This window comes from Pseudoalteromonas simplex (genome assembly GCF_015278155.1).
Classification (GTDB): Bacteria; Pseudomonadota; Gammaproteobacteria; order Enterobacterales; family Alteromonadaceae; genus Pseudoalteromonas; species Pseudoalteromonas simplex.
Genome location: NZ_JADILN010000016.1, coordinates 13,218 through 30,525, shown reverse-complemented (window position 1 = coordinate 30,525; position 17,308 = coordinate 13,218). Strand labels below are relative to the sequence as shown.

19 protein-coding genes and 1 tRNA gene are annotated in these 17,308 nt (G+C 41.1%); 12 read left to right on the top strand and 8 right to left on the bottom strand.

Annotated elements, in window-relative coordinates; genetic code table 11:
* The first annotated feature begins 10 nt into the window (after positions 1 to 10).
* Both pnuC and IRQ78_RS19205 read left to right on the top strand, forming a co-directional pair.
* Complete coding sequence (gene pnuC, locus IRQ78_RS19210; protein ID WP_054554203.1) at positions 11 to 634, top strand: nicotinamide riboside transporter PnuC; 624 nt, start codon at positions 11 to 13, stop codon at positions 632 to 634.
* Complete coding sequence (locus tag IRQ78_RS19205) at positions 635 to 1,441, top strand: phosphotransferase family protein (protein WP_138601286.1); 807 nt, start codon at positions 635 to 637, stop codon at positions 1,439 to 1,441.
* Here IRQ78_RS19205 and IRQ78_RS19200 read toward each other — a convergent pair.
* Positions 1,438 to 1,620, bottom strand: a complete 183-nt coding sequence (locus IRQ78_RS19200; RefSeq protein WP_054554205.1) for a hypothetical protein — start codon at positions 1,618 to 1,620, stop codon at positions 1,438 to 1,440. The two genes, IRQ78_RS19205 and IRQ78_RS19200, sit on opposite strands and share 4 nt — an antisense overlap.
* Positions 1,621 to 1,839: 219 nt before the next feature.
* Between IRQ78_RS19200 and IRQ78_RS19195 the strand changes: the two genes are divergently transcribed.
* A tRNA-Arg gene (locus tag IRQ78_RS19195) sits at positions 1,840 to 1,914 on the top strand.
* 62 nt (positions 1,915 to 1,976) lie between these two features.
* Positions 1,977 to 2,198 carry a Rho-binding antiterminator gene (locus tag IRQ78_RS19190; protein ID WP_194442935.1) on the top strand — a complete coding sequence of 74 codons (222 nt, stop codon included), beginning with the start codon at positions 1,977 to 1,979 and terminating at the stop codon, positions 2,196 to 2,198.
* Here IRQ78_RS19190 and zntB read toward each other — a convergent pair.
* Positions 2,193 to 3,164, bottom strand: coding sequence for a zinc transporter ZntB (gene zntB, locus IRQ78_RS19185; protein WP_054554207.1), 972 nt, complete (start codon positions 3,162 to 3,164; stop codon positions 2,193 to 2,195). The two genes, IRQ78_RS19190 and zntB, sit on opposite strands and share 6 nt — an antisense overlap.
* Positions 3,165 to 3,324: 160 nt before the next feature.
* On the opposite strand from zntB, the gene IRQ78_RS19180 reads away from it, so the two are divergent.
* From IRQ78_RS19180 to IRQ78_RS19160, 5 genes are all read left to right on the top strand, one after another.
* Positions 3,325 to 3,747 carry an ATP-dependent zinc protease family protein gene (locus IRQ78_RS19180; protein ID WP_194442934.1) on the top strand — a complete coding sequence of 141 codons (423 nt, stop codon included), beginning with the start codon at positions 3,325 to 3,327 and terminating at the stop codon, positions 3,745 to 3,747.
* A 58-nt stretch (positions 3,748 to 3,805) separates the two neighbouring features.
* Complete coding sequence (gene rimK, locus IRQ78_RS19175; RefSeq protein WP_054554209.1) at positions 3,806 to 4,711, top strand: 30S ribosomal protein S6--L-glutamate ligase; 906 nt, start codon at positions 3,806 to 3,808, stop codon at positions 4,709 to 4,711.
* A gap of 309 nt (positions 4,712 to 5,020) precedes the next feature.
* A complete protein-coding gene (locus tag IRQ78_RS19170; protein WP_194442933.1) occupies positions 5,021 to 6,079 on the top strand; it encodes a succinylglutamate desuccinylase/aspartoacylase family protein in 1,059 nt (352 codons plus the stop codon).
* A 153-nt stretch (positions 6,080 to 6,232) separates the two neighbouring features.
* On the top strand, positions 6,233 to 7,186 hold the full coding sequence (locus tag IRQ78_RS19165; RefSeq protein WP_194442932.1) for a hypothetical protein: 954 nt from the start codon (positions 6,233 to 6,235) through the stop codon (positions 7,184 to 7,186).
* Entirely contained in the window at positions 7,174 to 7,764 is a 591-nt protein-coding gene (locus tag IRQ78_RS19160; protein WP_194442931.1) for a DUF1240 domain-containing protein, read from the top strand. Before IRQ78_RS19165 ends, IRQ78_RS19160 begins: the two co-directional genes overlap by 13 nt.
* 59 nt (positions 7,765 to 7,823) lie before the next feature.
* Here the strand turns inward: IRQ78_RS19160 and IRQ78_RS19155 are convergent, their stop codons facing one another.
* The 4 genes from IRQ78_RS19155 to recQ form a co-directional block, all read right to left on the bottom strand.
* A complete protein-coding gene (locus tag IRQ78_RS19155; protein ID WP_095209703.1) occupies positions 7,824 to 8,384 on the bottom strand; it encodes a mechanosensitive ion channel domain-containing protein in 561 nt (186 codons plus the stop codon).
* Positions 8,385 to 8,448: 64 nt separating this feature from the next.
* Entirely contained in the window at positions 8,449 to 10,164 is a 1,716-nt protein-coding gene (locus IRQ78_RS19150) for a BamA/TamA family outer membrane protein (RefSeq protein WP_082389309.1), read from the bottom strand.
* Between the two features lie 67 nt (positions 10,165 to 10,231).
* A complete protein-coding gene (locus tag IRQ78_RS19145; protein WP_138601126.1) occupies positions 10,232 to 10,528 on the bottom strand; it encodes a DUF3630 family protein in 297 nt (98 codons plus the stop codon).
* A 7-nt stretch (positions 10,529 to 10,535) separates the two neighbouring features.
* Positions 10,536 to 12,359 carry a DNA helicase RecQ gene (gene recQ, locus IRQ78_RS19140; protein WP_138601124.1) on the bottom strand — a complete coding sequence of 608 codons (1,824 nt, stop codon included), beginning with the start codon at positions 12,357 to 12,359 and terminating at the stop codon, positions 10,536 to 10,538.
* 225 nt (positions 12,360 to 12,584) lie between these two features.
* Here recQ and rarD point away from each other — a divergent pair, with 225 nt between their 5' ends.
* The gene (rarD, locus tag IRQ78_RS19135; protein ID WP_054554213.1) at positions 12,585 to 13,508 is read left to right on the top strand and encodes an EamA family transporter RarD; all 924 of its coding nucleotides are present in this window, start codon (positions 12,585 to 12,587) and stop codon (positions 13,506 to 13,508) included.
* 2 nt (positions 13,509 to 13,510) lie between these two features.
* Here rarD and IRQ78_RS19130 read toward each other — a convergent pair whose 3' ends face one another.
* Both IRQ78_RS19130 and IRQ78_RS19125 read right to left on the bottom strand, forming a co-directional pair.
* Entirely contained in the window at positions 13,511 to 14,746 is a 1,236-nt protein-coding gene (locus IRQ78_RS19130; RefSeq protein ID WP_054554214.1) for a GGDEF domain-containing response regulator, read from the bottom strand.
* 78 nt (positions 14,747 to 14,824) lie between these two features.
* The gene (locus tag IRQ78_RS19125; RefSeq protein ID WP_138616409.1) at positions 14,825 to 15,199 is read right to left on the bottom strand and encodes a DUF413 domain-containing protein; all 375 of its coding nucleotides are present in this window, start codon (positions 15,197 to 15,199) and stop codon (positions 14,825 to 14,827) included.
* A 90-nt stretch (positions 15,200 to 15,289) separates the two neighbouring features.
* On the opposite strand from IRQ78_RS19125, the gene IRQ78_RS19120 reads away from it, so the two are divergent.
* Both IRQ78_RS19120 and IRQ78_RS19115 read left to right on the top strand, forming a co-directional pair.
* Positions 15,290 to 16,144 carry a LysR family transcriptional regulator gene (locus IRQ78_RS19120; RefSeq protein WP_054554216.1) on the top strand — a complete coding sequence of 285 codons (855 nt, stop codon included), beginning with the start codon at positions 15,290 to 15,292 and terminating at the stop codon, positions 16,142 to 16,144.
* A 196-nt stretch (positions 16,145 to 16,340) separates the two neighbouring features.
* Positions 16,341 to 17,273 carry a porin gene (locus IRQ78_RS19115; protein ID WP_054554217.1) on the top strand — a complete coding sequence of 311 codons (933 nt, stop codon included), beginning with the start codon at positions 16,341 to 16,343 and terminating at the stop codon, positions 17,271 to 17,273.
* Positions 17,274 to 17,308 lie beyond the last annotated feature (35 nt).

Genomic DNA, 17,308 nt, shown 5'->3' with positions numbered 1-17,308 from the left:
AGCGCGTGTTATGGAATTTTTAAACGAAACCTTCTCAGGCTTTACTGCCATGTCGCATTGGGAATATATTGCCGTTGCTTTATCGGTGGCGTATTTGCTGTTAGCGATTAAAGAAAGCTTATGGTGTTGGCCTGCCGCGTTTGTAAGCACCTTTATTTATACCGTAATGTACTGGAATGGCGCACTGTTGATGGAGTCGCTCCTGAATTTTTACTACATGTATATGGCGGTATATGGTTGGGTCGTTTGGCGCAGGGGCGTGGACAATAAAGATCATCTGCCCATTATTTCATGGTCGTTAAAGCGCCATGCGGTGATTTTGCTTGCCACCTCACTGGCCTCAGTTGCCATTGGTTTTGTGATGACCAATTACACTCACGCTGATTTTGCTTATCTAGACAGCTTTACCACCTGTTTTGCGGTGGTGACAACCTACCTTGTTGCCAAGAAGGTGCTGGAAAACTGGTTGTACTGGATTGTAATTGATGCAGCATCTATGTATCTGTACTTTGAAAAAGGGTATTACCCAACCTTAGTACTTTTCGTGTTTTACACCATTATGGCCGCATGGGGCTTTAAAACTTGGTATGAAGAATACGAGCAGCATCAGGCTAAGCCGCTTGCACAGCTATAGATGAAAACTGAGCAACAAATTCACGCGCTTTTTACGCGCTTCAACTCACGTTTAGTTATCACCTCAATCAGTCCACTGGTTGAGGGGTTAAGCAATGATAACTACCTAGTAAAAACAGCAAGCCAAGATTTTTTGGTTAAGCACTATCGCGACCACTGGCCGGCGATTGGTCTTGCAGCGCAAGCGCATTTTGCAAAGCAAAGCTGCTGCCCAGCCCCACTTTGGTTAGAACAAGCAACCGACACGGCTATTTTCGAATACGTGGCAGGTAGTATTGCCAGCGGTGAATTCTGTAGTAGCTTATTGCCCGACTTAGTTAATTTACACCGTTACCCTGTGCTAACCGAGCCGATGAATATTGCTTATGAAATTAACTACTACCAGCAAACAGCGCGATACCAGCAACACGCAGAGCTAATTAAGCAGTCACTGGCTTATATTGATAGTGCACCTAAAGACATGGGCTTTTGTCATAATGATTTAGTGAAAGAAAATATCATTGTGAATGAGACGGGTATGTTTTTAATCGACTTTGAATATGCCAAAAGCAACGATGTTTACTTTGACTTAGCTGCGCTGGTGGTGAGCTTTGCGTTAAATGATGAGCAGCAACTGGCGTTACTTAAACATTACCAAGCGTTAGTGTGCGAACATCACGAGTTTTACTTATCAGTTGAAAAGCTCGCGGCATTTCATGCGCTGTTTTTACTTTTATGTATTTGTTGGTATGAACAACGTGGTGCGATGGATAAAGTGGCGCCACTGCTAACACAGCTTAACCACTTCATAGAAAAAGCTAAAAATTAAAGACCGCCAATTCGCTCAGCAAGTTCTTTATATTTTTTTACATCTTCTTGTTCAAACAAAGGCTCCCCTTTGTCATCTTGTGATTTCGAGATCAGTAAATGTTCGCGAGCAAGGCGCTTTACGCGTTCAACTTTTACACCCAAAAATTCCGCGACTTGCTCTGTAGACATTAAACTCATGATCAAATTCCCCTTACATGGCAATACTGCCACCTTGTTATTAATTTTATTAAGTATACGTTAATACCTTGGTTCTGCACGAAAGTGAAGTGTTTTAATGCAAATTGCTGAATTTGTGTGCATATAAAGGCCTTGATGCTAGCATTTAGCGCAAGATGCCATTATCATTGCCGGGTTGTCATGCTGATATCGCGAGTCAGTATTGATAACGACAAATGTGCTCTCGTGGTGAAATGGATATCACGTGGCCCTCCGGAGGCTAAGTTGCAGGTTCGATCCCTGCCGAGAGCGCCATTTGCTCTTCACTTTAATATCTTCTAAGCTCGATTTATTCCTTCAGCAATCTCAAAAAGCTAATGACTTATCAACCTATCGCCTGTGGCGACTACGATAAATATGAATTATGGTGCATGCATAACTCTTTATTACGCATTACCTTAGAATCTGGTGAGCAGTTAGAAGGTAAGGCAAAGACCTTGAAGATACTCAACTCCGGTGGCGAGCACCTGATTTTGGCAACAAAAAAAGGCGAACATGCCGTCCGCCTTGATTTAATTAAAAAGGTTGTCGAGCTATAGCCATTTTTTATTTTTAAAGTAAATGCCAATCCCAACGGTTAGCACCACCAAGAAAATAATAAACAAGCTAAATGCGTAAGGGCTTTCAGTGCCCGGAATACCGCCTACGTTTACACCTAATAAGCCTGTTAAGAAGCCAAGTGGTAAAAACAATGCAGCAACCACCGACATCACATACATGCGCTGATTTAGTTGCTCAGATACTTGGCTAGTAATTGCTTGTTGAATAATTTGCGCGCGTTCAATTGAGCTATCTAGCTCTTCTAAATAACGGATCAACATATTAGTTGTTTCGTTTAAGCGTGCCTTATCGTCTTCATCTAACCACTTATACTTGTTGTTTAACAAAGTAATAAGTGCTTCTTTTTGTGGCCGTAGATAACGTTTTAACGCGATTGTCTGGCGGCGAATTTGTGCTAATGATTGATGATCAAAGCCTTTGTTTGGTTCATCAATTTCATCTTCAAATCCATCGAGTGTGTCATCTAAATTGTCGATAACAGCTTGCATACGCGAGGTTAGGTTTTGCGCTAATTGGCACACTAACTCAGAAATTGTGCAAGGACCATTGCTGCCATCGAACGATTCAACAATATCTTGCACCGATAATAAACGGCGCTTACGTGTTGTGACCACAATGTTTTCGTTAATAAACAAGCGTAGCGAGACCATGTCTTCTGGACTTTGCGCTGGGTTTAAGTTAACTCCACGTAAAAACAGCATATTACCATTAGTGACTTTACTTAAACGCGGGCGTGTTTCATCGGCAATCAGCGACTCAAGTTCGTAATCAGTTAATAAATTACTTTGCTCAAGCCATTCAACGGCTTCAGCTTGACTGTAGTCCATGTGCACCCAAAGTTTTCCGTGTTCGGGTTGCCAATTTTGCAGCTCAGTACTATTTTCAATAGCACGTGCACCGCCTTGTTCGTCTAAGATTAAGACATGAAGTAACCCATTGATCATATTGAACTCTCGTTTTACAAATAGTGCGATATAGTTGAGTATATACATTAGTATAGTCAAGACTATATTAATGAAATCGATTTATCGAGGGGATAAATATATTTCGTTGGTGTTTCTAGCTCTGTAGCGTATAAGACACTTTTTTATAGAGGGCACATTAATGAGCGCAAAAATTATTGTTGGCTGGCGAGAGTGGCTTGGCCTGCCTGAACTGGGAATAGAAAAAATCAAAGCAAAAGTTGATACCGGAGCGAGAACTTCATGTATTCATGCTTTTGACATTGAGGAATTTTCAGAAAATGGCGAAGCATGGGTGAAATTTACTACCCATCCTCTACAAGACGATGTAGAAACAACGGTAGAGTGTCGCGCCAAAGTAGTTGAGCGTAAGTATGTGACCAGTTCAAGCGGTCAGCGTGAGCTACGCTACTTTATTGAAACAAAATTAGTCGCAGGAACCCAAAGCTGGCCTATAAGGGTGACTTTAAGTAACCGTTCAACAATGAAGTTTAGAATGTTGTTAGGGCGTACAGCAATGGAAAATCGCATAGTCGTTGATCCGGCTTTATCTCATTTATTATAGGAAAAGGACTTATCACACGTTGTTACGTGTATGAGTTTATCAGTTAAGGTTTTTAACTATGAAACTTGGTATTTTATCTCGCAACCAAAATTTATATTCAACACGTCGCTTAATTGAAGCAGCAGAGCAACGTGGTCACGAAGTGAAAGTAATTGATGCACTTCGTTGTTATATGAACATCAATTCAGAGCAGCCTGAAATCCATTACCGCGGTGAAAATTTAAAAGATTTTGACGCTATCGTACCGCGTATTGGTTCATCAGTGACCTTTTATGGCTGTGCGGTATTACGTCAGTTTGAAATGATGGGGGTATTCCCTGTCAATGAATCAGTGGCGATCACTCGCTCGCGCGATAAGTTACGTTCATTACAGCTACTTTCACGTAAAGGTGTGGGTATGCCAGTAACAGGCTTTGCAAGTAAACCTGATGATGTAAAAGATTTATTAAGCATGGTGGGTGGCACACCAGTGGTTATTAAGCTACTTGAAGGTACCCAAGGTATTGGTGTGGTATTAGCTGAAACACGTAAAGCAGCAGAAAGCGTAATTGAAGCGTTTATGGGCTTAAAAGCCAATATTATGGTGCAAGAGTACATCAAAGAAGCGGGCGGTGCGGACATTCGCTGTTTTGTATTAGGCGATAAAGTAATTGCTGCGATGAAGCGTCAAGCGCAAGAAGGTGAATTCCGCTCTAATTTACACCGAGGTGGTAGTGCGACATTGGTTCGTATTACTCCAGAAGAAAGAAGAACAGCGGTTGCAGCTGCTAAAGCGATGGGTTTAAACGTAGCGGGTGTTGATTTACTTCGCTCTGCACGTGGTCCATTGGTAATGGAGGTTAACTCATCACCTGGTCTTGAAGGTATTGAAGTTGCAACCGGCAAAGACATTGCAGGCATGATTGTTGAGTTTATTGAAAAAACAGCGGCATCAAAAAGAACTGCAACGCGTGGTAAAGGTTAAGCCTTTACCCATAATTATGTATACCCAAACCACCTCAAGGTGCGAGTTTCAGTTGGAATTAAAAGCGATTTAGGCAAGGCATTGATTGTAAGTAATAGTGGTTCTATTGTTAAAATCAATAACGCAGTATAAATCGCTTTTAAACCAACCCTTTGGGCGCTTCACAGGTACTAACTCTCATCGTTGTTACTTCTTAAAAGGGACTGCCATTCTTGCAAAGTAACGCCTTGATATTAAGCACCTGTGAAACGCTGAATTCTGCACCTTGAGGAGGTTTGGGTATTAGCGCTCTATTAAAAGGAAAAGTGCGTGGCTAAGGTTAAGAAAAATACACCGTTTTCAATTTTAGGCGATACGGTTGGTGTTGGCGAACGTAAAACATTTGCGATTGAAGCTGCCAAGCTTTACACCCACTCGCCGTTAAATATTCCAATTGAAGTCGTCAATGGTGTGCAGCAAGGGCCTGTATTAATGGTATGTGCTGCAATTCACGGTGATGAGCTCAATGGTGTTGAGGTTGTTAGGCAGTTGCTTGCTAAAATCGATCCGGAGCAATTGCGCGGTACTATTATTGCGGTACCGATTGTGAATGTGTTTGGCTTTATTCACAAGTCACGCTATTTACCAGACCGCCGTGACATGAACCGCAGTTTTCCGGGCTCAACACGAGGCTCGTTAGCAGGGCGAATGGCGAATGCGTTTTTTACTCAGGTGGCAATGCATTGTACGCATATTATTGATTTGCACACAGGTGCAATTCACCGAACTAACTTGCCACAAATTCGTGCCAATTTGAGCGACCCTGCAACGGCGGCTATGGCAAAAGCGTTTGGTACTCCAGCGGTGATTGACGCGTCACTTCGTAATGGCTCATTGCGCAGTGAAGCGGCCAATTTAGGAATACCCGTTATTACCTATGAAGCTGGCGAAGCGCTACGCTTTGATCCAATAGCCATTGCAGCTGGTGTGCAAGGTGTTGACTATGTCATGCGCCATTTAAAAATGGTGCGTGGCAAGCGTGCTAAAAAGTTACCAGAGCCGATTATTGCAAGCTCGACGAGTTGGGTACGCGCTGAAGTTGACGGTATTGTTCGTGCACAAGTGTCACTCGGTGAGCGAGTAATGAAAGGGCAGGCTCTAGCTTATATTAGCAGCCCTCTTGGTGATGCTGAGCTTGAGTTACTAGCGCCGCGCAGCGGTATTGTCATTGGTCAACAAACCATGCCGCTGGTAAACGAGGGGGATGCCGTGTTCCATCTTGCTTACTTTGCTCACGCAAACAGCTTAGTTGAACAACAGCTCGAAAACTTTATTGATGAAATAAGTGATATTGAAGACGAGTTAAAAACCGCAGAATTAAATAACTAGCAGATAAATATTTCTAGAAAAAAGCCGCAATCGCGGCTTTTATTTTTGCTGGATGTTAATTGCAGATATTTCTGACTAAACAAATGTTGAATTAACTTTTCTAGTGTTTAAAATAGAGACAAATGGAGTCGGTAAATTAATAAGGAAATTACCATGTCAGCATATGCTCGCCGTGCAATTGCACAAAGGCAACGCCAAAAACAAATTCAAAATATACTCGCCAGTAATAATCATACAATGTTAATCATGAACTCAGCGGAGTTTGTTGACTACATTATTTCTGTAAAAATGAAACAGGGATATTCTCGTGCACAAGCTGTTGATTGGATTGATACACAGTTAAAAGAATATAACTCTGTATCTAATAAATGGGAAAGAATTAAAGGTGATTTAAAGTTCGGTGCTGGCTTATATCCTTTATTTGATGATGTAAGAGCTCTTACTGTACTAGCTATGGCACTTAAAAATCAGGGAAATGTGTTCGGGAAGTTTAAAATCAAAGTGTATAACGGCTCGCCAGCCATAATTATAGACTCATACCCACGAATCCGTGAACACTTAACAGGGACCCGATACTTAGCAAGTAATCCAAAGCTATTTACAGTTGGTGTAGGTAGGTTAGAAGCGGCAAAGTCAATGAAGGGCGGGTTTATTGTTACTTTGATTATATCAGTTACTTTTCATGCCTTAGATCAGGTTCTTAGGGACGAAAAAACATGGCATGATTTTGTTGCTGGTGTTGCTGTCGATATGGCAATTGTTGCTGCAAGTATAGCTGTAAGTGCAATGGCAATTGGTATTGCTACTGCAGCGGGAGTCGCTGTGGTAACGGCTGCTGCTGTGCCCCTAATAGTAGTTGTTGTAGTCGGTATACTTACAACCGTTGTAACATCAATCTTTGGTGAAGAAATCAATAAATTAGCTTCTTCTTTAGCTGACGAACTCAGATTGTTAGAAGAAAAAGTAATCACTGGTGCTATTAAGCTAACCCCAAAAATGCCCCCCCTTGAAAAAGTAAACTGTAATTTTGAAGATTATTTTTATTCATTATTCGCTATTCCAAATGTAAACATTAAAAGTTATAGAGATAATTTATGTCGATTCTAGAGGGGGAAAAGTCTAATGAAAAATTTTCTGATCTTAATTTCACTACTAAATGCTGGCTATTTTTTGGCTTGATATTTATGACTTGTATTGCGATTTTATTGCTTTATGGGGCAAATAAAGGAATGAATGAGCATGTATTTTTTAGTACAGATAGTTATTATGTAAGTGAGGTTGGCATTCAGGCTCCTGCTTTCTTTTTATTACCGTTCCCATTATTAATGATGATTGGGATAATTCAAAAGCTCTTTAATTATAAAAATGAAAAAACATTTTTGCTGATGATAAAGTCAACGTTAGCTGGCATAGTTTTATACTTTATTTCGTCGATTGCGTTGAGTTTTTACATTGAAGCAAACTTAAAAAACCATGGCTACACTTACTGCTCTTGGTATAAATTTTCCCCGACACGCTCACCAGATGTATGGCTAAAAAATAGTGAGCTTTGTTTGAAAGTTCATCATTATGTTGTGCCAGATGTTAAAGAGTGGTTTGAGTGGCATAATGAGCAAGGTATTGAGCCTCAACTTGATGAACTAAAGGCCTTTATAGCTAAAACAAATAAGGAGCAAGGTCGCTAACCGCCTATTTTAGTCGAACCAGACAGTTTTAGTGTGATTTAAAAGCCGCAGCCGCGGCTTTATTTTTTTGGACCTAAAATACGTTTTATGGTTGGCGCTTTGGTTGCCGTAGGTGGGTTTTTTAGGACCATCACAGGGCGGGTAACAAAGATGTTGTTTGGGTAAATCACTTTGTGACCATCAACGTGTTCAAGTACCACGTTCATTAGTCCCATTTCGATAATGCGGCCTTCTAAGAAGTTTGCACCATCAATTACTCTCACCCAAAAGCCAACGCGGCAGTCGTTTTGAATAAACATCAACAAGAAGGCTGTTAGGTTACTTAGTAACGACCAGGCTGCAAAAAGCGCGACACCTAGCATGGCAAAAATGGATGAGCCAAGTACTAGTAAGCCGCGTAGCTCTATACCCCAAAAAACCAATACTAAACACAGCATGACAATGGCAAGAATGATATTGAGCAACAGCTCAGCACGGTATTCACGATGCGGATCAGCTTTGCCTTTAATTGCTTTTAACAGCAGTTTTTTGGTGGTTTTACGAAGCAGCGGGTAAAGCAAAACCGCGATAACAGTCACGATTAAATGATATTGCTCGTTAAAGAATTCGACGAAGTCCAAAAGGGTTCCTAAGTTAATATTTTACGTTTCGATTTTAGCTTTTTAGCTAAACAATAACACTACTTTAAAAGGTATTTTTAACCGTTACTAGCCACTGCACAGAGTCGATATCATCATCTTGTTTGTTAATTGGTGCGGCAATATCTAGGTGAATTACCGTACCGGCATTGGCACGGCTTGGCGCTAAGCGAAGGCCCACTCCCACATTTTGCAGCACGTTACCGTTATCGCCATTATCTTTGTTGTTATACCAAGCTCTACCAATATCATAAAACGCGGCACCACCCACTTTAAACAATTGCAGTAAGTCATATTCCCAGTAGTAGCGCTTCTCTAAAGTCACTAAAAAGCTGCGGTCGCCAACTTGGTAGTCAAGCGGGTATCCACGCAGGCCATTCTCCCCACCAATCGTGAGTTGCTTATCAGCAGTGAGATTTTCTGCATATTGTAGGCGGGCTTTGGCATACCAGCTTTGTCTTAGTGTGGTATTGAGGTAATACTGTAACTGCGTGCTGGCAAACAGGTTTTCGACGTCATCGGTTTCTTCATTCCAGTAGCCATCTAGGTCTGCTTTAAAGCGCCACAATTGGTTGTCTCCAGAGTAATGCGCCTTTGATAAAGATAACGAATAAATAGTACGGCTGGCATCGTCGCTAAAGTCTTTACTCGAATAACCGAGTAAAGCGCGGATATTCCAACCGAGGTTTAAATCTTCTGTTCGGTAGATGCTATCGAAATTTCTAACCTTAACGTAGTGATCTTCAAACCATTGACCACTAACGTAAGGGTAACTCAGCGTTCTATCTTCAGCGATAGGTAAATTCGTTAATGATATGGCCTTGAAAGTATCCTTACGATTTTCTACCCCGAGTTTGATACGCTGAGTCCAGCTATTGCCAAGTTGTGATGAGTGACCAAAGTAAGCACGGTTTAATATGGTCTTTTGCTCAAATTCGCTAACTACATCACCACGGTAGTAAAGAGATTCTCTGCGCTGGTCAGAGTAACTTGTAACACCGTAACTGTAGGGCGTATCGATTGAGAAAAACGGGTAGCTGACATCGAGGTAATGACGTTTACCGTCATCATTGTCTGAGTATTCTAAACGGCCTTGATAACGGCTAGAGAATATATGTGGATCGTCATACACAAATAGGTAACCAGTGCGATCAGCATCACGGGTGCGACTAAACGACACACGTTTACCCCAGCCTAAAAAGTTTGACTCGCGAAAGCCAATACTCGACTCATTCTCACCGCCGCTACGGCTAAAGCTTATTTCTGGTAATAAAGTCCACAGATCGCGCGTAATTACTTTTACATGGACGTTGCCATCACAATCGAGCTTTGCGTTGATACGTGCATCATATAAATAGCCTTGTTTACGCAGTAACCGCTCTGACTCTAGTAATTTACGTGGATTGTAAACATCACCTTCTTCGAACAATAAAACGCTGTGTATTACTTCTGGCTCAGTCGTCATGTGAGCGCGATTGGCAAACCGGAATAAAAAATTATTTTCTTCTTCTAGCTCAGTGTTAAAGACGTTTAGCTGTTCAAGTTCAATGGCGACTATTTTACGGTTATTAGCAGCATCGGGAAGTGGATTATCTGCATCGAGTTGGCGGCGTAAGTTATTATCTTGCGATTTAAGCGTGCGCTGGTTTTGACAATAATTATTATCGTCAGTTAATAGCTGCTCTGCATGAACATTGGCTGCTATGCAGATTGGTAATAGTGTTATTAGCCTAGCAACAAAGTGCGACTGCTTAAATCCCATTTACACCCTTAGTTGAGTATGTCCTGTGCAACTACTACATACTAAGCGTGGAAAAAAGTCTAGCTTATTATTGTAATTGCATGACTAAATATTGATAAAGTTGCGGTAAAACTGCACTGGCCTCAATGCCTTCAGCATTAATCCAAATACTTTCACTGTAATGTTCAAAGTTTAGATTAAAACTATGATCTGTAAAGTGAAAGCGTAATTGATGACGATCAGCGCCAGCATCAAAGTCGGCGGTTGTTATTGCTGGAGCGTGTAAGAAAAGGGTTGCCCAAAGTTCAAAGTCTTCGTCGTGTGGAAGCTCACTTGACGTTATGAGAATGATTTCATGCTCAGCATCATAGCTTAGTTCAGTCATAGCAGTCCTAATTAGCGGCAAGATAGTCGCGAATGGTATTTAAAAACGGTTCGCCGTACTTATTGAGCTTAGTGAAACCAACACCTGATACCTTCAAAAACTCACTGTCATTGGTTGGCATGAGCTGCGCCATTTCAGCGAGAGTTTTATCATTGAATACCACATAAGGTGGTACGTCATCAGCATCTGCCAACTCTTTACGTAAGGCACGTAATTTTGCAAACAGCTTTTTATCGTAATTAAACTGAGCAAGTTTATCTTGGTAAACGTGCTTAGCTTGTAGGCGAGGTTCAGCAAGTTGCAGTGCATACTCACTTTTAAGCACCGCACGGGCGGCTTCGGTTAAGCGTAATGAAGAGCCTTGGGTAATATCTTGGCTTAATAACCCTTGATGGATAAGCTGCCTTAAAATACTTAGCCAGAACTCCACACTATGCTCTTTTCCTATGCCATAGGTGCTTAGCTGATGGTGATTGTTATCACGAATACGGCTAGTGTTTGCGCCGCGCAGTAACTCAACAATATAGCCAATACCAAAACGTTGTTCTGCACGATACACACACGAGAGAGCTTGTTGTGCGACAAGTGTGCCATCAAAGCTAGTCGGTGGGTTTAAGCAAATATCACAGTTACCACAGGTTTCGCGCTTATATTCACTAAAGTAATTTAGCAAAATTTGTCTGCGGCATGTTTGTGCTTCGGCAAAGCTGGCCATAGCATTAAAGCGTTGCTCTTCAACACGACGCCGTTGCTCGTCTTCAATATCTTCAAAAAAGCGGCGTACGCGACCAATATCGGCCGGATCAAAATACATTATCGCTTCTGCAGCCAGACCATCACGACCTGCACGACCGGTCTCTTGGTAGTAAGCCTCAATGCTTTTTGGAATATCGTAATGCACCACAAAACGTACGTTTGGTTTATTAATCCCCATGCCAAAGGCAACGGTCGCAACCACAATTTGAATATCGTCACGGGCAAAGCCCGATTGCACAAATTGGCGTTGTTCATTGCTCATACCTGCATGGTAGGCGGCGGCATTAAACCCTGCGTCAGCAAGTTTTTCGGCTACATCATCAACCCGTTTTCGGCTGGTGCAATAAATAATGCCGCTTTGATTTTGCTGCTCTTTTAAATATCGAAGCAGCTGTACCATAGGTTTGAATTTTTCTTCTATGGTGTAACGAATGTTAGGTCTATCGAAGCTACCAGTGTGCACGTAAGGGTGGTTAAGCTGAAGCTGTTCAATAATATCGTAACGAGTTGCTTTATCTGCCGTTGCTGTAAGGGCCATCATGGGCACGTGCATAAAGCGTTGCTTTAACTCGTTGAGCCGACAGTAATGCGGCCTAAAGTCATGCCCCCAATGCGACACACAGTGAGCTTCATCAATAGCAAAAAGTGCGAGTTTAAGATGACTCAAGCGCTCTAAAAATTCGTGTTGTAATACTTTTTCTGGTGCAACATATAACAGCTTAATTTGGCCGTAGTGTAATTGTTGATAGACAGCTTGTTGCTCTTCAAAAGGCAGGCTGTTATTGATGTAGGCCGCTTGCACGCCGAGCGCTCTTAGTTGGGCAACTTGGTCTTGCATCAAGGATATAAGCGGCGAGATAACCACAGTAACACCATCGAGGATCAAAGCGGGTACTTGATAGCATAATGATTTGCCTCCACCCGTTGGTAGAAGTACAAGCGAGTCTTGGCCGTCTAGCGCTGCGGCTATAATCGCTTCTTGGCCATCACGAAAGTCCTTGTAACCAAACACTTGTTTGAGTACGGCTTGTGGTGATCGAACGGGTGTGTTGGACATTGCGGTATTGGTATTCATCGCCGAGCATTTTAGTGGTTTTTTATAGCGATGTCTTTAGCAATATACCCAAACTATCTCAAAATGCAGAATTCAGCGTTTCACAGGAGCTTAATGTCACGGCGTTACTTTGCAACAATGGCAGTCCCTTTTAAGAAGTAAATACATGGGCTTATTTAGCGTGTTTTGGTTGCGTCACTGTTTAGGGGGCGTAAAATAGCGCTTTTAAACTATAAAGCCAAACTTATGCCTACCAACATTGAGCAGCGAAAAGGTGTCATTTTCGCTTGTTTAGCCTTTTTTATGTGGGGTCTTGCACCCATTTATTTTAAATTTCTTCAGCAGGTTTCTGCTTTTGAGATCTTAATGCACCGTGTTATTTGGTCGGTGTTATTTTTACTTCTTATTATTGCAGCTCGTCATCAATGGCAGCGTATTCGAATTGTGCTTGGGCAACCTAAATTACTTTTGATGTTGGTAATAACAGCAAGTTTACTTGGCTTTAATTGGGGGTTATTTATTTGGGCGGTGAACAATAATCACATGCTCGATGCTAGTTTAGGTTATTACATCAACCCACTACTAAATGTGTTGCTTGGTATGTTGTTTTTAGGTGAGCGGCTGCGTAAATGGCAAGGCGTTGCTGTAGGCCTCGCGCTTTGTGGTGTGCTGCTTCAATTAGTGAGCTTTGGATCATTTCCTGTGGTTGCTTTTTCGCTAGCTGGCTCGTTTGCTATTTATGGTCTTTTACGCAAAAAGCTGCCGATTGAATCATTACCAGGGTTATTGCTCGAAGCACTTATTTTATTACCTGTTGCACTTATTTACTGGTGGTTTATGGCGCCTTCGCCAAGCTCTGATTTAACTGCAAATGATTGGCATATTAACGTGTTACTGATAAGTGCAGGAGTGGTGACAACTTTACCACTGTTGTGTTTTACCGGTGCAGCAAAACGCCTTCAGTACAGCACATTAGGCTTTTTTCAGTACATTGGTCCAAGTTTAATGTTTATGCTTGCTGTGGCTTTTTATGGTGAGGTATTTGATGCTGAGCGTGTGGTGACCTTTGCTTGTATTTGGAGCGCTTTGGCGTTATTCAGTTGGGATTCGTACCGCCAAAGTCGTAAGCAACGCAAAGCGAAATTAGAGGCAGTGACTAAGCCTGTATAGGCTTAGCTTATTAGTTTGTTGCGCCCAGACTCTTTTGCTTGATAAAGCTTTAGATCGGCCTGTTTTATTAGTTCATCTAAACTATAAATAGGCCCATTATGAAAACCAATCGACAGCGTAAACTTGATACGGTCTTTGCTAAATTCAGGGCTGTGCTTTTCAACAAATAAGCGGAATTTTTCTAAACGCTGTAACGATTCATGTCGGTCTTGATCAGCAAAATATACTGCAAACTCTTCACCACCAAAGCGGCCAACTAAATTATTTTTAAAATACTTTGCCATACATTGCGATAGGCCTTTAAGCACTTCATCACCGGCATCATGACCATAGTTATCATTTATTGATTTAAAGTGGTCAATATCGATCATAGCTAAAGAGACAGAGTTTTCTGCCAGTTTTGCAGCTTTGAGGTGGCTGTTTGCTTCACCAAAGAAATAGCGGCGATTAGGCAGCTTAGTGAGGTAATCAGTGTTTGCTTGTAAACGAATCGTTTTAATGTTTTCAAGCATGTCGACGTTTTGACTTAGCCGGCAATAGAATTCTTCATTATTAAATGGCTTGCGAAGGTAATCGTCTGCACCAGATTTTAAAAAGCGCGTTGATAAGTGCAGAGTATCGAGTGCAGAAATGCCGATTATGGCTTTTTCATCATTGGAATATAAACGACGAATTTCAACACAAAGCTCATCCCCATTCATATTTGGCATTTCGTTATCGGTAATGATCACCGATATTTTTGGGTTTTCAGCCAGTACTTTTAAAGCGTCGACACCATCAACAGCTTCAATGGTTTGGTATTTGTGACGAGTTAATAAGTTACAAATGTGGTGGCGAGTTGCCGCTGAATCATCAACGACAAGAACTTGCACTTGTTCATTTCGAGGCAAGCGAGCGAGTTGTTTTTCCAGATACTGATAAGCTTGTTTATTTTCTTTAGTAATGTAGTCAATTATTGGGTGCTTTTCGACAATATTCCGCGTTGTCTCATCTAGGTTTCCCGTCATGACAATTGTGGGAATATCAGAGGCGATAGTAAAAGGAATTGCTTCGCCTTTTGGTGCATCAGGTAGAATAAAGTCTACTACCGAGCAAAAATAAGAGTGCTCTTCAACTAACTTTTTTGCTTCAGCCAACGAGCCTGCAATATCGGCTTCATAACCAACTTTTTGCGCGATATGCTTTTGCACTCGCGCAATCGTTGGCGTATCTTCAATTATTAATATTCTTCTAGTCACGGTTTGCCTTGTTATAACTTTTTGGCGAAGCAATAGTTACTACAAGTTTTAACCTTAAAAGCCTAAAAAAGCAAATCGTTATAAGCTGTCTGACTCAGAATAATATTCAACGCTTTGTGTTGTTGGGTTTGCAATACGGGAACGTCCAAACAATGTATGAAATTTCGTTTTGCAAGTGGTTTGCTTTAGGTATTTGACCCAAGCACGTTCAATTGCATTGGTCGCGTCAAGATTGCCGGTGACAACTTGTACAAATTGAGTTTGAAATTCATTTTGTGGTTCTAGGGTTTTGTTGTATAAACCCTTTAGAACAACACCATGCTGCTCGAGAATGTCGGCTTCTAGCAAAGTGAAGTGACCACTACGACCAAAACCGCGTGGGAAATTTTGATCATCATAGAATTGACGTTGGCTTGCAAATGCCTGACGAAGTGATGAAATGTCATTGCTCATGGCTTTATCCTCATGCCCTAATTTCTTGCTGGAGTATGGATCAAGTTGTCGATTTTATTAAACAAATTATTTTTATCGTAAGGGTAAAAAATGGATATCGATTTATTGAAGACTTTTGTTGAAGTGGTCCGTACGCGCCATTTCGGTAAGGCAGCTGAAAATTTATATATTACACAGTCTGCGGTGAGTTTTCGGATCCGACAATTAGAGCAAGGTTTAGGCGTTAACTTATTTATTCGCCAACGTAACAACATACAGTTAACGGCGCCTGGTGAGCGATTACTGCCACATGCACAAATGATCATTACGGGTATGCAGCGCGCAAAAGTTGATGTGGCACTTGCAGATAATATGCATAAGCAAATTAGCTTAGCAGGAACACCTAATATTTGGGATGCATTTTTACAGTTTGGTATTACTAATATTGTTTCTGCTATGCCGGGTGTGTCGTTAGTTGCTGAAGTCAAAGCACAACAAGAGAGTACTCGCTTATTATTGGAGCGTACTTTAGATTTAGCTGTGTTATTCGATCCCCCTAAAGTAGATGAACTGGTTGTACAGCGAATTTGTGAGCTACCTATTATTCCAGTGAGCGCGTTTGAAACAGCAAATAGTGAAAACTTTTTCGATAATCAATATGTCTATGTTGATTGGGGTACCACCTTTTCTTTATGGCATGCTCGTGAGTTTAACGGCCACGCCCCTCCATATTTTAGAACCAGTACGGGCCGTATTGCGCTTGATTTAATTTTGAAGTGCGGCGGCAGTGCCTTTATTCCTCAGTTATTAGTTGAAGAGCAGCTTAAATCTGGTGAGCTTTATCATGTTGAAGATGTTGCGCATACATCGCGTGATGTGTTTGTTGCTTACCACAGAGACAACGAGCAAACCCCTCTGTTAGAGAAGTTAGTCACTTTATTAACTGAGCTACAAATAAAAGCTTAAAATTAATTTAATTTAGCTTTCATAAAAATTTAATTTTACAACAGTGAGTTACGTTTTTATTTCAAAATTAATTACATTTTATGAAGCTAAATTGACGCTTTTATTTCAACTGTCATCTTTCTGTCATTTTTTACTGTCACACTGCGCGCATTGAAACACAACATGTGTTTTTTGTTGCGATTATTGAGGAAACGACATGAAATTTGCAAAGTCTAGCTTATTCCTAGCTTTATTTGGTGGTTTATCTTTTTCTGCACTAGCTGATGTAGATGTATATGGTAAAGCAAACGTGACTGTTCAATCATCAGATGATGGCGAAGGGTCTTTCACTGAAATTAAAAGCAATAACTCACGTTTTGGCTTAAAAGGTTCAGAAAAAATTTCTGAAGGCTTAGAAGCGGTTTATAAATTTGAGTTTGGTGTAGACGTATCTGACGCTGATTCAAAAGGCGACAATGACGATAACATCACTGCGCGTAATCAATACGTGGGTGTGAAAGGTAGCTTTGGTCAAGTTGTTATCGGTCGTAACGATACAGCAATGAAGCAATCTCAAGGTAAAGTTGATTTATTCAATGACCTTGAAGGCGATATCAAAAACGCATTTAAAGGTGAAAACCGTTTAGGCGACACTATTTCTTATGCTTCTAAAGACTTCAGTGGCTTCAAAGTATTAGCAACTTATGTAGCTGAAGATGATGTAGATGCTGATAACGGGTACTCAGTAGCGTTAACTTACGGCGATGCAAAACTTAAAGAAAGCAAACTTTATGCATCAGTTGCAGCTGACAGCGAAGTAAAAGGTTACGACATTGTTCGTGCAACAGTACAAGGTAAACTAGGTGACTTCAAACTAGGTGCTATGTACCAAACACAAGAAAAAGTGGATGGTAGCGCAGAAGCTGATGGCTACTTAGTAAATGCTGCTTACCAAATGAATAGCAACACATTCAAAGTACAGTACCAAGTAATTGACTTTGATGAAGGCGATAAGAAAACAGCTATTTCTGCAGGTGTTGATCACAAGCTAAACAAAAACACCAAAGTATTTGGTTTCTACTCAACGTTTGATACAGACAATCAAGTTGACCAAGATTACCTAGGTGTTGGTATTGAATACAAATTCTAAGTGAACACTCCCTTACTTGTGAGCCCAGCTAATTA